Below are 14,838 nucleotides of genomic sequence, written 5' to 3' on the forward strand. Positions count from 1 at the left end.
GCGGCGGTTTGGTTGAGGTATGACATCTCGCCTGACAAAGACTGTCGCCGCCACGGTGGCGACTGCTGCTCTGCTCACGTTCCCGCTGTCCGCGTTCGGTGCCGTCAGTCAGCCGACACTGTCCGAGGCCGCCGTCTCCAGCGTGCACGCTCCGCGCGGTTCGCTGGTCTCAGCGGTGCCGGTCGCGCAACTGACCGCGGCTCAGCTCGACGCTGCGTCGGCTGACTTCCCCGGCACACCACACGCGGCGTACGGCGTCACGGCGTACCGCTTGATCTATCGGACGATCGACCACAACGGGCGGCCGACGACCGCGAGCGGGATCGTCGTCCTGCCGGACGGGCGTCGCGGTGCGCTGACCGTGGCGGAGTACTTGCACGGGACCAATCCCACCAAGGCTGCTGCGGCGTCGGTGGACGACACCTCGACCGATCGGCTGGTGACGGCTCTGTTCGCGGGTCAGGGGCTGGTCGGTGTTGCGCCGGATTACCTCGGCCTCGGGCTCGGTCCGGGCAAGCCGCCGTACCTCGACACCAAGACCGAGACGACCTCGTCGGGCGATTTGTTGCTCGCCGCCCGGACCTTCGCGGCCAAGCACGGGGTCGCGCTGAAGCGGGACGTGCTGGTCACCGGCTTCTCGCAGGGCGGGCGCGCGTCGATGGCCTTCGGCAGGGCGTTGAGCCGCGGTGATGTCGGCTCGTTCCGCCTGGGCGCGATCCAGGCCGTCGCCGGTCCGTACGACCTGCTCGGCAGCGAGTTGCCGGCGGTCTTCACCGGTGGCGTCCTGCCGCCGACGGCGACCTTCTACCTCGGCTACCTCATCACCGCCTGGAACCGGACCGTCGGGCTGTACGACGACCCGCGCGAGGTGTTCCAGGCGCCGTACGCCGCGACGGTCGAAGGGCTGTTCGACGGCACGCACTCCGACGAGGACATCGTCGCCGCGCTCCCGGACACGCCGCAGAAGCTGTTCACACCGGCGTTCATCAAGCAGCTGCAGCACCCGACCGGTCGCCTCCTGCGGGCAGTTCGTGCGGCCGATCAGGTGTGTCGCGACTGGACGCCGCGGGTGCCGGTGCATCTCTACAGCGGTACGAAGGACACCGATGTGGTGGCCGCCAACGCCGACGCGTGCGCGGCCTCTTTGCGAGCACGCGGTGCCGACGTGACCGTCCACAGCATGGGTCCCGTCGATCACACGGGTACGGCGTTCGCGGCGTACCCGGGGATCATCCGCGCGTTCAGCCGGTGGGCTTGAGCCAGCCGATGCGTAGTTCGTCCGCGGCCGGACGGTAGATCCGGATGAGCTCGGCGCGCTCGGGGTCGTCCTCGGGCAGGTCGTTCGCGAGAGCGGCCTGCGCGGCGACGATCTGTGGCCGGGCGCCGAGAGCCGCGCGCAGGTGGAGCGAGCGGCGCAGCATCATGATTCCGTCGGCCGGCTCCTTGAGATGCGCGAGGTGCCGGATGATGTAGGACTCGAAGAAGCCGTCGCCGTACTTCGTCGCGATCTCGAGCGCCACCTCGTACCGCGCAACGGCGCCGGCCGAGTCCTCGTCGATGTTGTCGAGCAAGACACCCCAGTGGTACTCGGCCCAGCCGCGCTGCAGCTCATCGCCGCTCTGTGCCGCCGCGCGGTACGCCGCCTCGGACGCGGCGCGGTCGTCGGGCCGCGGATCGCGCTGGAACAGCAGGCGACTGTAGGCAAGTCGTCCCGTCAGCAACTGCGCGGTCCACGACGCAGGGTCGAGGGCCGCGACCGCCTTCTCGGCCTCGTCGTGGCCATCGATCTGGAAGAACCAGCGGTCGACGGCGACCTCGGCATGCAACTCGGGATCGCTATCCGGACCCAATACAGCAAGGGCGGCATCCCACTCCCCGAGGAGGAACAGGGACCGAGCGATGTAGGTGTCATCAGCTAGCATGACGCCTACGCTAAGGAACGGGAATGTAGGTGGTCAAGTGGAATACGGTGACTACATTGGCAACGTGACGCGGCTGGCCGTCGAGCTGGCCAACACCGGCACGCTCAATCAGGACGGTGAGCTGGTGGCCGCGTTCTTCGCCGAGCACGAGATCGCGCCTCCCCCGGACGGCGACTTCGGCGACCTGCCGGACCTTGTGCGTAGGGCGCTGGCGCAGTCGGTCGACGGCGCCGCGCCCGACGCCGTACATCGGCTGCTGCGCGAGTACCCGCCGGACATGCACCTGTCGGACCACGACGGCCTCGGGTGGCACGTCCACTTCAGCCGCAACGGGACGCCGGCCAAGCGTTGGGTCGGCCAACTGATCGCCGCCAAGCTCGCCCTGATCGCGGCCGGGGATCCGTCGGTGACGCTGGGGCGATGCGCCGCGGCCGGATGCGGCAACTACTTCGTGGACCAGTCGCGGAACCGGACCCGCCGGTTCTGCTCCAACGCATGCGCGAGCCGTACGACGGTTGCGGCGTACCGGGCCCGGAAGAGTTCTTAGTCCTTCGGGCTCGGCTGGTTCGGCTGCGGCTGCTCGTGGTTGGACGCGATCAGGCTGCCGAGCAGGGCCAGCGACTCGACGTCGCGCGACCCCGGGACGGCGTGGGAGATGACGAGCGTCATGCTGTCGGTGCCGCCGATCGTCAGCTTGTCGGAGCGGAGCTCCAGGTCGCCGACCTCCGGGTGGGTGAGCTGACTGAGGCGACTCTTGCGCGGGCGGACGTCGTGACGCGCCCAGAGTTGGCGGAAACGTTCGCTCCGGACGGACAGATCGCCGACCAGTTCCTTCAGCCGCGGGTCGTTGACGTTCGGGCCGAGTTCGGTGCGGAGGATCGCGACGCCTTCCTCCGTCAGGTCGTCCCAGTCGCGGCGCAGCTCACGCTCGCGGGGATCGAGCAGTACTGCGGTGAGCAGGTTGACCCCGACCTTGTAGTTCGGCGAGAGCGCCGCGCAGAGCGGGTCGACCGCCAGGCAGTCCGTGTACTTGTTCTGCACGTACGCCGGATTGTTGGGCAGCCCGTCGATCAGCTCCAGGATGCTGTCCGGGACCTTCTCGCCGGTCCGACGTGGAGCCGGCAGCTCCTGGGCGAGGCCCCGCAGGTAGGCGGTTTCGTCGGCGTCCAACCGCAGTACTTCGGCGAGCGCTTCGAGGACCTGAGTCCTCGGGCTTGACCTGCTCGCGCGTGGCCCGGAGGTAGTCGCCCAGCGCGTTCGTATTCTCCATGGATCCCACGGTAAGTCCGGACCCTGCCCAGGTGCCTGGGTCCTGTCACTCCCAGGAACAGCGGGGCACTCCCTGTTCTCGATGCTCCGGGCAACAGTGGAGATATGACGAACTCAACCACCACCCTCGCCGAGGACCTCACCATCACCCGGATGGGGTACGGCGCTATGCAGCTCGCGGGCCCGGGCGTCTTCGGCCCGCCGAAGGACCGCGACCAGGCCATCGCCGTACTGCGGGAAGCGGTCGACCTCGGCGTCACGCACATCGACACCAGCGACTTCTACGGGCCGGTCGTGGTGAACGAGCTCATCAAGGAGGCGCTCTACCCGTACCCGGCCGGCCTGCACCTGGTGACGAAGGTCGGCGCGCGACGCGGCGACGACGGCTCGTGGAACGTCACGCAGGATCCCGGCGACCTCAAGGCGCAGGTCCACGAGAACCTCGAGCACCTGGGCCTCGACGTACTCGACGTGGTCAACCTGCGCACACCCGCCCACGGCGGCGGTAGCGACGAGTCGATCGCCGAGGCCTTCACGGCTCTCGCCGAACTCCAGCAGGAAGGCCTGATCAAGCACCTCGGCCTGAGCGGCGTCACGATCACGCAGATCCGCGAGGCCCAGGCGATCGCGTCGATCGTCACGGTCCAAAACCTCTACAACGTGGTCCGCCGCGACGACGACGCCGTGGTCGACTACACGGCCGCCCACAACATCGCGTTCGCCTCGTTCTTCCCGCTGGGCGGTTTCACCCCGCTCCAGTCCGAAACCCTCGCCAAGGTCGCAACCCGCCTCAACGCCACCCCGCAACAGGTCGCGCTCGCGTGGCTCCTTCAGCGCTCGTCAACCAGCGTGGTCATCCCCGGCACGTCGTCGCTCGCCCACCTACGGGAGAACATCGCGGCCCGCGACCTCGATCTCCCCGCCAACGCAATCGCAGAACTCAACGCAATCGCATAGCACCCGCGCCCACGCCCCGCCCCGCCCCGCCCCGCCCACGCCCTCCGTCCCCGCCCGCCTGCCTTGGGTGGGTTCACCTATCGCGTTGTGGGTTCGCGCCCCGCAGTACCGGCCGCGAACCCACAACAGGATGGGTTAACCCGCGAGGCGGGTACGCCGGGAGGTGTCGAACGCTTTGCGGATGGCCAGCGCTGTACGTGCGGGGTGGGCGAGGTCGACCCACCTCAGGCGGACGACCTGCAGGCCCAACGCTCGGAGGCGGTCCTCGCGGATCTTCTCCTGGATCAGCGTGTATTGCGACCCGTCGGCGTACTTCATCAAGCCGTCGAACTCGACAACCGTGTTGTAGTCAGGGAAATAGAAGTCCACTCGGCCAATGAACCCGGCATCGTCCTCGAATACGGCCTGCAGCACCGGCGGAGGCAGGCCTTCGTTGTGCATCAGAACGCGAAGCCGTGACTCGCCGACGGATTCGGCCAGCGGGTCGGCGAAAGCAAGCGCCAACCGAATGGTCGGACCGCCCGGCCAGCAGTCGGTCACGGTCAGCAGGCGACGAAGCTCGCCGGCGCTCACCTCTGGACGTCGCAACGCGGCATCGATGCTGACCACAGCGGCCTCGAACGACGTCGTACTCGCGGTTTCGACCACCGCCCGCGGGACGGACGTGACGGCCAGCCCAGCTACCTGTGTCAGATCCGCCGGGGTCAGCCGTCCCTGATGATGCCGGACCCCTGCCTTCACCTCGCCGCGTCCGTTCGTCCGCGTCAACTGAACCTCGGCGAGGTCGGCGCGCCACACGGGAATGCGCTGCAGGACCAACGCCGAGTGATGGCTCACCACCGCCGAGCCCGGCTGCATCGCGTTCATCGCGGCATGGACGAGTCGGCGGTGACGAAACAGCTCTTGTTCCCAGGGCTCCAACCTGCCGAGGTCGACCCGCTCGGCGTACTGACCGCGCCGTACCCGCTCCCACCTGCCGTCGCTCAGACGTTCACGAATCTGCTCCGGGGTATATCCGGCGCTGATGGCCTGGGCTCGGCTCACAACACCGCCCTGCCCTACGGCAACTCGCCCAAGCTCAGGATTCACCCCTCCAGCATCAATCCCCCAAGCCCGTCCCCGCATCCCCCTTCCCCGCACCTGTGGATAACCGACCCGCGATGGGTTCACCCACCGCGTGGTGGGTTCGCCGCCGTCGCTACGGGGTGGGAACCCACCACGAGATAGGTGAACCCCCCCCAGCTGGGCCGGGCCGGGCGGCCGGGCCGTGCCGGGTGGGGCGGGCCGGGTGGGGCGGGCCGGGTGGGGCGGGCCGGGTGGGGCGGGCCGGGCGGGGCCGGGTCGGGTACGCGGGGCCGGGTCGGGGTTGGCGGTGGGTGGGTGGTTAGCCGATCCCCGCGGTCGGTTGCTCGCCTGTCAGCCAGGTGGTGAGGAGGCGGGCGCCGGCGCCGGTGGCGCCGATGGAGTATTCGAAGCGGTCGGCCGGGGACTCGGCGATCGACGAGAGGTCGAGGTGCGCCCAGGGGATGTCACCGGCGAAGGCCTTCAGGAACAGGGCCGCCGTGATGGAGCCGGGACCCTTCGAGCTGTTGACCGAGTCGGCGATCGGGGTCGCGATCAGGTCTTCGTACTCCGGCGGGAGCGGCATCCGCCAGACCTCTTCGCCGGAGATCCGGCCGGCGTCGGCGAGGTTGTCGGCCAGTGCGTCGTCGGTGGCGAACATGCCGCCGTACAGCATCGCGCCGAGCGACACCTTGATCGCGCCGGTCAGCGTGGCGACGTCGACCAGGACGTCCGGCTTCAGCTCCTTCACGGCGTACGCGAGACCGTCGGCCATCACCAGCCGGCCTTCGGCGTCGGTGTTCTTGACCTCGGTGGTCCGGCCGCCGTAGTGCCGGATCACGTCGTCCGGACGGTACGACGAGCCGGACGGCATGTTCTCCGCGGAGCAGACGAGCCCCGTCACCCGAACGTTCGCGCCGAGTTCACGCAGCGCCGACATCGTCGCGATCACCGAACCGCCGCCGGTCATGTCGCGCTTCATCGACACCATGCCCTCGCGCGGCTTCAGCGACAGGCCGCCGGTGTCGTACGTGATCCCCTTGCCGACCAGCACGACGTACGGCGTCTTCTTGGTCGCGCCTGCCGGCACGTAGTCGAGGCGGATGAACCGCGGCGGCCGGGTGGAGCCCTGACCGACCGCGAGGATGCCGCCGAAACCTTCCTCGGCAAGCTGCTTCTCGTCCCAGACCGTCACCTCGAGACCGGTCGCGGCGGCCACCTCGGTCGCCCGCGCGGCCATCCAGGCCGGGTCCTTCTCGTTGGACGGCGTGATCGCGAGCTGCCGCGCAAGCCATCCGGTCCGGCCGACGACGACGCCGCGATCGACGGCCGGCTGGCGCGCATCCGCCGTACCGTCGGTCAGCGTGACCTTGCCGACGGCCGGCTTGCCCGGGTCGACCGTCTTCAGCGTGTACGAGAACGAGCCGAGCACCACGCCCTCGGCGAACGCCTGCAGCGCCGCGTCATCGATGCCCTCGGCAACAACCGTGGTGAGCTCGTCCTTGCCGCGACCGAACCGCGCGATCGCGGCACCGGCGTGTCGCAGGTCCTTCGGACTACCGTCACCGGCGCCGACCAGCACGATCTCGGCCACCTCACCGGCCAGCAGCGGGTACGCCGCGACCGCGCCGGCGGACGCACTGAAGCCGGTCTCCTGCTGTACTTCGAGCAACCGGTCGAGGTCGACGCCGAGTCGCTCGCCGGCCTCCTTCGCGGCGGCCGGCAGACCGCTCTCGTCACCGACGACGATCACCCAGGTCGGGGAACCGTGCACCGGCAGGCCGGGCTGCCAGGCGACGCCCGGAAGGCTGGGAAAGGGGGAGGACGAACTGCTGCTGCGGCGAGCCACTAGGAGGACCTCACTGAAGTTTGATCAAGACAGGGTGCAACCGTAACGACCCCGGCCGGTGCCGGAAAGAGCACCCACCGGGGTCGCAGGATTGTCGAAGGAGTGCGCCCATGGGCACCCCGGGGAGAACCTGGTCAGCCGACGACAGCCTTGAGCGCGTTCCCGAGCTCGGTCGCTTCGTCCGCGTTGAGCTCGACGACGAGCCGGCCGCCGCCCTCGAGCGGAACCCGCATCACGATCCCCCGGCCCTCCTTGGTGACCTCGAGCGGACCATCGCCCGTCCGCGGCTTCATCGCCGCCATGCGCGCACCCCTTCCCAGTGTCGGTGTTGAGCGACGACACCGCGCGGGGAACCGTCGCCGGCGCCGTTGCGGTGATGCGCCGTCGGCGCGTATCGCAGTGTGTATCAGACCCCATTATTCCCGATCCCAGGCCAGAGCCGTGCACCATACGGCAGACTCGAGTCTTGTGCACGCCCGTTCAGCCCTCTTCGACCTGTACGGCGACCACCTGCGCGCGCGTGGCGCGCGCGCCCCGGTCGCGGCCCTGGTCCAGCTGCTCGCGCCGCTCGGCGTCCATCCGCCGGCGGTGCGCACCGCCGTGTCCCGGATGGTCCGGCAGGGCTGGCTGGAGCCGGTCCGGATCGAAGGACAGCCCGGGTACGCGCTGACGTCCCGGGCGCGTCGCAGGCTCGACGACGCCGCCGCCCGGATCTACCGGACCGCCCCGGACGGCACGCCGGTGGTCACTGGTTCCGAAGGGCCCGGCGACTGGGACCGGCAATGGCATCTGGGCATCCTCCGCGAGGTCCCGAACGCCCGCCGCCGCGAACAGCTGGCGAGCCAACTCGCCTTCCTGGGTTGGGCTCCGCTGTCCGACGGCGCCTGGGTCGGACTGCGCAACGACGCCGAGGTGGACCAGATTCTCGGCATGGAAGGGATCGCCGCGGACCGCTTCCGCGCGCCGGTCGACGACGGCGCCGTGGAGTTCGCCCGGCGGGTCTGGAGACTCGACGAGCTCGGCGCGTCGTACGACGCCTGGCTGATCGAGGCTAAGTCGCTCGTCGACGAGACGGGCCAGGAGTCGACCGACGGCAACGGCGACGAGCAGGCGTTCGCCGTACGGTCGGAGCTGGTGCACGAGTGGCGCAAGTTCCTGTTCCGGGACCCGGGGTTGCCGGACGAGCTGCTGCCCGATGACTGGGCCGGGACCCGAGCGGCCGAATTCTTCGATTTCCACGCCGAACGACTGGGCCCCGCGGCCGGGCGTTTCGTCGACAACTGCCTGACACTGCACTGAAATTCTCACCGACAGTCAAGGAGCTGACCACGATGAGTGACTCCGTTGTGTACGCCGTTTCCGACGGCGTGGCCACCATCACCCTGAACCGGCCGGACGCGATGAACTCGCTCGACACGCCGACGAAGGTCCTGCTCCGGGACACGATCCAGACCGCCGCCGAGGACCCCGCCGTACGCGTCGTCGTACTGACCGGGACCGGGCGGGCGTTCTGCGTCGGGCAGGACCTGAAGGAGCACATCGGGCTGCTGCAGGCCAACGACCAGGCTGCGCTGTGGAGCACGGTGCCGGACCACTACGCGCCGATCGCGCTGGCGCTGGCGGAGATGCCGAAGCCGGTGGTTGCGGCGGTCAACGGCGTGGCAGCGGGCGCCGGCGCGTCGATGGCGTTCGCGTGCGACTTCCGCGTCGTCGCCGACACGGCGGGGTTCAACCTCGCCTTCACCGGGATCGCGCTGTCCTGCGACACGGGCATCTCGTGGACGCTCCCCCGGCTGATCGGGCGCGCGAAGGCGCTCGAGCTGCTCTACTTCCCCCGCACCATCCCAGCGGCCGAGTCGCTGGACCTCGGCCTGGCGAGTTCCGTCGTACCCGCCGCTGACCTGGAGGCGGCAGTCGCCGAGCTCGCCGGGAAGCTGGCGGCCGGTCCGACCGTTGCCTACGGCGCCGTCCGCCAGTCGGTCAACTACTCAGCGACCCACACACTCGCCGAGTCGCTCGTCTTCGAGGCGGGTCAGATGCAGTTGACCGGCGGGACCGAGGACCACCACAACGCCGTCGCCTCCTTTGTCGCCAAGGAGAAGCCCACCTTCACCGGCCGCTAACGACAGGAGGTATTGCCCTCCGTCGAGCCGGCTGAGCGGTCCGCACGCCGGAACTCCACCGCGAAGTTGGACTACCTCCTGTCGTTAGCGACGAACCCACCTCTTGTAATCGTTTACGTAAGCGATTACAAACGGCCGTGTGAGGAAACTGCTGCTGCCTGCCCTGACCGCCGCCACGCTGGTCGGGAGCTTCGTCGTGCCCGGCTCGGGCGCCACGCCTCCTGCCACGCCTGCCGCGCCTGCCGGGCCCGCTGTCGCGCCGGGAGTCATCAAGTCCGCTGCCGTGCGGTCCGCGACGCTCGGCGAGGACATCAACTACAACGTCTACCTGCCGGCCGGGTACGACGAGTCCACGCGCCGGTACCCGGTCGTCTACCTGCTGCACGGGCGTGGGGACTCGATGAGCGCCTGGACGCAGGTGAAGAGCCGGCTCGACGAGCTGATCGGGGACGGCGAGATTCCGCCGACGATCGCGATCATGCCCGACGCGCCGTGGAGCAGCCGGGCCAGCTGGTACGTCGACTCGGCGTACAAGGGCAGCGACCCGGGGCGGCCGGTGGAGACCGCGTTCTTCCGCGACTTTGTGCCGCAGATCGATGCGACGTACCGGACGATCGCGGACCGCAGCGGGCGGGCGATCGCCGGCTACTCGATGGGCGGCGCCGGTGCGCTGCGGTACTCGCTCGCGCATCCGGACGTCTTCGGTGCGGCGATCGCGCTGAGTCCGGCGGTGTACTTCCCGTTGCCGCCGGCCGATTCCAGCACCCGCGATTTCGGTGCCTTCGGCAAGGGTAAGGATCCGTTCGTCGAGGCGACGTACCTGAAGCTCAACTGGCCGGCCGCATTGAAGTCATTCTCGGCCACCGGGCTCAAGTCGCATCTCTACATCGCGGTCGGCGACGACGAATACAAGAACCCGAAGGGGATCGACGCCACCCACGACCTCGACTTCGAGGCGCACATCGTGTTCAACCAGGCGACGCGGGTGCCGAACCTGACGTCGGAGTTCCGCGTCGTCAACGGCGGGCACGACTGGGACGTGTGGGGACCCACGTTCGCCGAGGGCGCCAAGTACATCTTCCGGTACATCGGCAAGCCGCCGGCCGTCCCAATGCAGGCCGCGATGACGGGTACGGCGGGCGACGACCGCGCCGGCGGGATCGCGACTGATGCCGCAGGCAACGTTTATCAGGCGGTCGCGGCGGCGGGCTCGCTCGACGGGCAGCCGTACGCGGGCGGGACGGATGTCGCGCTGATCAAGTACCGCGCGGACGGCTCGCGGGAATGGACGCGATCACTCGGGACGAGCGGGACCGAACGCGCGTACGGCGTTGCCGTGGATGCGGACGGGCGCGTCGTGGTGACCGGGTACACGAACGGCGATCTGGACGGCGCGCATGCCGGAAACGCCACGGACGATGGGTTCGTGGCGCAGTACGACGCCGATGGGAATCGACGGTGGCTGACGCAGTTCGGCGTACCAGGGGTGGCAGATCGCAGCTATTCGGTGACGGTGTCCGGGACCGATGTCTATGTCGGCGGCTACACGAAGGGCTCGTTGGACGGGGCGAACCAGGGCGACAAGGATGTGTTCGTCGCTCGGCTGGACGGTGACGGCCGGCTGGTGTGGTTGCGGCAGACCGGAAGTGCAGGCGAGGACAAGGGAATGGCGGTTGCTGTCTCCGACGGCTCGGTGTACCTGGGCGGAATGATGTCTGGCGATGGTGGCGTGGACGGTCTCCTCGCCCGCTACTCAACTGACGGCACTCCGGTGTGGGTGAAGCAGCTCGGCACTCCCGCATCGGACGAGGTGTGGGCGCTCACCGCAGACCCTCACGGCGGCGTCTACCTCGCCGGTTACACGGCGGGCGACTTCGCGGGAACCCTGAACGGCGACAAGGATTTCCTGATCGCGCGGGCCGATTCCGACGGCAATCTGACCTGGCGCGACCAGCTCGGCACGTCCACCAACGACAAGGCCGCCGCGGTGGCGGTCGACCCCGCCGGCAACCTCTACGTCGCAGGCTTCACCGACGGCTCGTTGGAGACACCGCTCGGCAAGTTCGACGGCGTGCTGACGAAGTACTCGCCTGACCACACACGCAGTTGGACCCGCCAGTTCGGCACTGCGGACGACGACGCGGCGGATGCCTTCGCCGAAGCGAATCTCTACCTGGCCGTCACGCCGAAGGGCACGCAGGTGAGTGGGCTGTCCGGAACGGATGTGTTCCGAACAGCCTTCACTCCCGATGGCACGAATCAGCTGCCATAAGGGTCCTGCTCACAGGACCCTCAACGTTTGGTGGGCTCCCAGACCGCGTTCCGGCCGGGCGAGTCACGGCCGGACAACCACCTGACAGTCGGGGAGCCCGTTGAACACCTCATCACGTTCAGTGCCCGGTGCACAACTCGTTCAGCCGTTTGTGTTTGCGTTTCGGCAAAGAGCCTTTTGCAGATGCAGAAGGCAGCTGCACGTGCACGAGATTCAGCGGGCTATACAAGCTTTCAAGTGGTCGTTCACGATGCCCGTCGCCTGCATCAGCGCGTACGCCGTGGTGGGTCCGACGAAGACGAAACCCTTCTTCTTGAGGGCCTTCGACATGGCCACGGACTCGGGTGTCGTGGCCGGCACGTCGCCGAGCGTCTTAGGTGCCTTGTGCCTGGCCGGCGCGAACGACCAGAGCAGCTCGGTGAACTCGCCGTCGTCGAGCTCCAGCAGCGCGCGGGCGTTGTTGATCGTGGCGTTGATCTTCAGCCGGTTGCGGACGATGCCGGGGTCGGCCATCAGCCGGTCGAAGTCGGTGTCGTCGAACTTCGCGATCGTCTCCGGGTCGAAGTGCGCGAACGCCGTACGGAAGTTCTCCCGTTTGCGGAGGATCGTGATCCACGACAGCCCGGACTGGAACCCTTCGAGCGTCATCCGCTCGAACAGGCCGACATCGTTGCGGATCTCCTTGCCCCACTCGGTGTCGTGATACTCGATGTACTCCGGTGCGGAGGTCGCCCATCCGCAGCGCGGCTGCCCGTCCGGGCCGACGACGGTCATTGGGCCTCCCGTCCTGGACTGAGGAGCGGAGGGAGCGAAGCGACCGGGGCGACGAGGGAAGGACGGGAGGTAGAGCCCGATGACCCGCCGCGCCGGAGGCGTGGCATCAGTACCGTCATGCCTGCACCTCTCGGACCAGTCGCCGCAACGAGACCCGCATCATCAGCTCGAACGCCGGTCGCGCGACGATCCACCCGAGCCGGCCCAGCGGCGGGTCGACATCCTCTTCCCAGGTGAAGACGCTGCCGGTGGAGACGGGCGCGATCGTGAACGTGCCGGTGCCGCGGACGATCGTGCCGAGATGCTTCACCGTGCACTCGCGCGGCGGATCCCAGTGTGTGATGACCATGTCGTCAGTGAACCCGACGCCACCGACAGAAGTCCGCGCCGCGACCCCGCCGCCGACGCCGATCCCGTCGTTCTCAGTCCCCCAGACGCGGGTCAGCAGCATCCAGCGGGACTGGCGGTCCCAGTCCATGACGACGTCCCAGGCCGCCTCCGGCGACAGCCGCAGTACGACCGACGCCTCCGCGTGACAACTCCCCGTCCCGGTCATCAGCTGGGCCGCTGATAAGCGCCTTCCCCTTCTTGATCCGCCGGCGGCCAAAACCGCCACCCCTCCCCTTCACCCTGCTGCGCGTCGGACTGCTGCGCGTCGGACTGCTGCGGCGCCGACGCCTGCTGCGGGTTGGGCTCCTGCGGCGGCGGTGGCGCTTGCGTCCAGTGCGTGGCCGGAGCGGGCTGCTCAGCTTGGGGCTGCTGGACGTCCGCCGACTGCTGCTGCGGCGCGGGGGCCTGGGTCCAGTGCAGCGTGGGAGTGGGCTGCTCAGCTGCGGCTGGCTGTGCGTCAGCTGACTGCTGGCTGGATGCTTGGAGCGGCGGCTGCTGTGCTGACTGCTGCGCACTGGCCGACGGAGCCTGCTCCTGCGGCGACTGCTGGGCGGCAGCCTGCGGGGACTGCTGGTCCGGCGACTGCAGGCTGGATGCCTGCGGCGGCTGCTCGTCTTGCGGCGGCTGCTGTGCGGGTGCTGGGTGGGGTGTGGCGGGAGTGCGGCGGGGGGTGACCGGCTGGGACTGCGCCTCTAGTAGGGCGCGAGCCTCAGCTTGGAGGCGTTCGTACTCGTCGGCGGCTGCTTCGTGCCTGGTCCGCGGGAGCTCAGACGTCTCCGGCTCGTCATCGTCCGGACTCTCGGCAGCTGCCCCGGACTCCGCCTTGGGCTCAGCGGCCTGCGGTGTCGGCTCGGCAGTGGCTGCCGGCACGGCGACCTGTGGGACCTCCGCGGGCTTGTCGTCCGCGGGCTTGCTCACGGGGAAGTCACCGCCGACGAGGATCGGCTGATGCGGCCCGGTGTCCTCGAAGTCCGACGCGTCGTACGGCGACCTCGACGAGAAGCCCGCCCCATCCGGCGTGTCCACGATCGGCGCGACCGCCCGCTCCAGGTCCGCGATCCGCCGGTCCCGCTCAGCGACCTCTTTCGCGACCCGTTCGAGGAGCGTGTCGACCTCGTCCATCCGGTAGCCGCGCACCCCGACCGCGAACCGCGCCGACTCGATATCGGTCGACGTGAGCACCTGCCGCGCGGGCACGGTCATGTCGGGCCGGTCGTCGTACGCCGTGCTCATGGCACCCCAACGACCCGAGGCCACTACCGCGACAGCCCCGATCAACACCACGACGATCAGCCCGAAGAACCACATCACGGGTCCGATCGTGCCATGCCGGACGAGTCAACCGAACCATCACCCGGGATTCAGCTCCCGTCGGACCCCAGCCGGCGCGCCTTCGCGGACGTGCTGTCCACGTCCTCCGCAGCCACCTCGGCGGCTTCCTGGGCCGCGGCGTCGGCCAGCTCGCCCGCCTTCATGATGTAGCTGATCGCCTCGTCCACGTCGTCGGTGACCGTGAACATGTCCAGGTCGGCGGCCGAGATCTTCCCGTCCTCGAGCATCGTGTTCCGCAGCCACTCGACCAGCCCGCCCCAGTACGCCGTACCGAACAGCACGACCGGGAACGACGTGACCTTCCGCGTCTGCGCCAGCGTGAGCGCCTCGAACAGCTCGTCCAGCGTGCCGAACCCGCCCGGCATCACCACGAACCCCTGGGCGTACTTCACGAACATGGTCTTGCGGGTGAAGAAGTACCGGAAGTTCATCCCGATATCGACCCACTCGTTCAGGCCGTTCTCGAAGGGCAGCTCGATCCCGAGCCCGACCGACACACCGCCGGCCTCGGACGCGCCCTTGTTCGCGGCCTCCATCACGCCCGGTCCGCCGCCGGTGATGACGGCGTACCCCGCGGCGACCAGCTTCCGCCCGGTCTCCTCGGCGGCGGCGTACATCGGGTCGTCGGGCTTGGTCCGCGCCGATCCGAACACGCTGATCGCGGCGCCGAGCTCGGCCAGCATGCCGAACCCCTCGATGAACTCCGACTGGATCCGCAGCACCCGCCACGGGTCGGTGTGCACCCAGTCCGACGGTCCGCGGCTGTCCAGCAGCCGCTGCTCAGAGGTGGAGTGCTGCACCTGCTTGCGCCGCATCACGATCGGCCCGCGCTGCTGCTGGCCGACCGGACGGTCGGGGTGGATCGATGGTTCTGACATGCGTCCAGAT

At 69.0% G+C, this 14,838-nt stretch carries 15 protein-coding genes; 6 read left to right on the forward strand and 9 right to left on the reverse strand.

The genetic code is table 11. From position 1 onward, the window contains the following. Positions 1–19 precede the first annotated feature (19 nt). Positions 20–1,258 (forward strand): dienelactone hydrolase family protein, encoded by a 1,239-nt coding sequence (locus tag EV645_RS04705; RefSeq protein ID WP_130440092.1) that lies wholly within the window; start codon positions 20–22, stop codon positions 1,256–1,258. Here EV645_RS04705 and EV645_RS04710 read toward each other — a convergent pair. Further along, positions 1,242–1,922: a hypothetical protein gene (locus EV645_RS04710; protein WP_198681466.1), complete on the reverse strand. Its 681-nt coding sequence runs from the start codon at positions 1,920–1,922 to the stop codon at positions 1,242–1,244. The genes EV645_RS04705 and EV645_RS04710 overlap by 17 nt on opposite strands. A 64-nt stretch (positions 1,923–1,986) precedes the next feature. Between EV645_RS04710 and EV645_RS04715 the strand changes: the two genes are divergently transcribed. Continuing rightward, entirely contained in the window at positions 1,987–2,469 is a 483-nt protein-coding gene (locus tag EV645_RS04715) for a CGNR zinc finger domain-containing protein (protein ID WP_198681467.1), read from the forward strand. On the opposite strand, the gene EV645_RS04720 is transcribed toward EV645_RS04715, so the two are convergent. Further along, a complete protein-coding gene (locus EV645_RS04720; protein ID WP_242000212.1) occupies positions 2,466–3,092 on the reverse strand; it encodes an MmyB family transcriptional regulator in 627 nt (208 codons plus the stop codon). The two genes, EV645_RS04715 and EV645_RS04720, sit on opposite strands and share 4 nt — an antisense overlap. 204 nt (positions 3,093–3,296) lie before the next feature. Between EV645_RS04720 and EV645_RS04725 the strand changes: the two genes are divergently transcribed. Beyond that, positions 3,297–4,148, forward strand: coding sequence for an oxidoreductase (locus EV645_RS04725; protein ID WP_130440096.1), 852 nt, complete (start codon positions 3,297–3,299; stop codon positions 4,146–4,148). 135 nt (positions 4,149–4,283) lie between these two features. On the opposite strand, the gene EV645_RS04730 is transcribed toward EV645_RS04725, so the two are convergent. From EV645_RS04730 to EV645_RS04740, 3 genes are all read right to left on the reverse strand, one after another. Next, positions 4,284–5,273, reverse strand: a complete 990-nt coding sequence (locus tag EV645_RS04730; protein ID WP_130440098.1) for a type IV toxin-antitoxin system AbiEi family antitoxin domain-containing protein — start codon at positions 5,271–5,273, stop codon at positions 4,284–4,286. Positions 5,274–5,532: 259 nt separating this feature from the next. Further along, positions 5,533–7,059, reverse strand: a complete 1,527-nt coding sequence (locus EV645_RS04735) for a leucyl aminopeptidase family protein (protein WP_130440100.1) — start codon at positions 7,057–7,059, stop codon at positions 5,533–5,535. A gap of 134 nt (positions 7,060–7,193) precedes the next feature. Beyond that, positions 7,194–7,361 carry a DUF3117 domain-containing protein gene (locus tag EV645_RS04740; protein ID WP_012923066.1) on the reverse strand — a complete coding sequence of 56 codons (168 nt, stop codon included), beginning with the start codon at positions 7,359–7,361 and terminating at the stop codon, positions 7,194–7,196. 166 nt (positions 7,362–7,527) lie between these two features. Here EV645_RS04740 and EV645_RS04745 point away from each other — a divergent pair, with 166 nt between their 5' ends. The 3 genes from EV645_RS04745 (at position 7,528) to EV645_RS04755 (ending at position 11,454) form a co-directional block, all read left to right on the forward strand. Then, positions 7,528–8,358, forward strand: a complete 831-nt coding sequence (locus EV645_RS04745) for a PaaX family transcriptional regulator (protein WP_130440102.1) — start codon at positions 7,528–7,530, stop codon at positions 8,356–8,358. 32 nt (positions 8,359–8,390) lie between these two features. Continuing rightward, on the forward strand, positions 8,391–9,182 hold the full coding sequence (locus tag EV645_RS04750) for an enoyl-CoA hydratase/isomerase family protein (protein ID WP_130440104.1): 792 nt from the start codon (positions 8,391–8,393) through the stop codon (positions 9,180–9,182). 139 nt (positions 9,183–9,321) lie between these two features. Beyond that, complete coding sequence (locus tag EV645_RS04755) at positions 9,322–11,454, forward strand: alpha/beta hydrolase-fold protein (RefSeq protein ID WP_130440106.1); 2,133 nt, start codon at positions 9,322–9,324, stop codon at positions 11,452–11,454. Between the two features lie 213 nt (positions 11,455–11,667). Here the strand turns inward: EV645_RS04755 and EV645_RS04760 are convergent, their stop codons facing one another. The 4 genes from EV645_RS04760 to EV645_RS04775 all read right to left on the reverse strand — a co-directional run bounded on the left by EV645_RS04760 (position 11,668) and on the right by EV645_RS04775 (position 14,828). Beyond that, positions 11,668–12,228, reverse strand: a complete 561-nt coding sequence (locus EV645_RS04760) for a DNA-3-methyladenine glycosylase I (protein WP_130440108.1) — start codon at positions 12,226–12,228, stop codon at positions 11,668–11,670. A gap of 115 nt (positions 12,229–12,343) precedes the next feature. Continuing rightward, the gene (locus tag EV645_RS04765) at positions 12,344–12,784 is read right to left on the reverse strand and encodes an SRPBCC family protein (RefSeq protein ID WP_130440110.1); all 441 of its coding nucleotides are present in this window, start codon (positions 12,782–12,784) and stop codon (positions 12,344–12,346) included. Further along, complete coding sequence (locus tag EV645_RS04770; protein WP_277877023.1) at positions 12,784–13,926, reverse strand: DivIVA domain-containing protein; 1,143 nt, start codon at positions 13,924–13,926, stop codon at positions 12,784–12,786. The genes EV645_RS04765 and EV645_RS04770 overlap by 1 nt, the downstream gene beginning before the upstream one ends. A 53-nt stretch (positions 13,927–13,979) precedes the next feature. Beyond that, positions 13,980–14,828, reverse strand: a complete 849-nt coding sequence (locus EV645_RS04775; protein ID WP_130440114.1) for an LOG family protein — start codon at positions 14,826–14,828, stop codon at positions 13,980–13,982. Positions 14,829–14,838: the final 10 nt, after the last annotated feature.

The organism is Kribbella rubisoli (genome assembly GCF_004217145.1).
GTDB classification, from domain to species: domain Bacteria; phylum Actinomycetota; class Actinomycetes; order Propionibacteriales; family Kribbellaceae; genus Kribbella; species Kribbella rubisoli.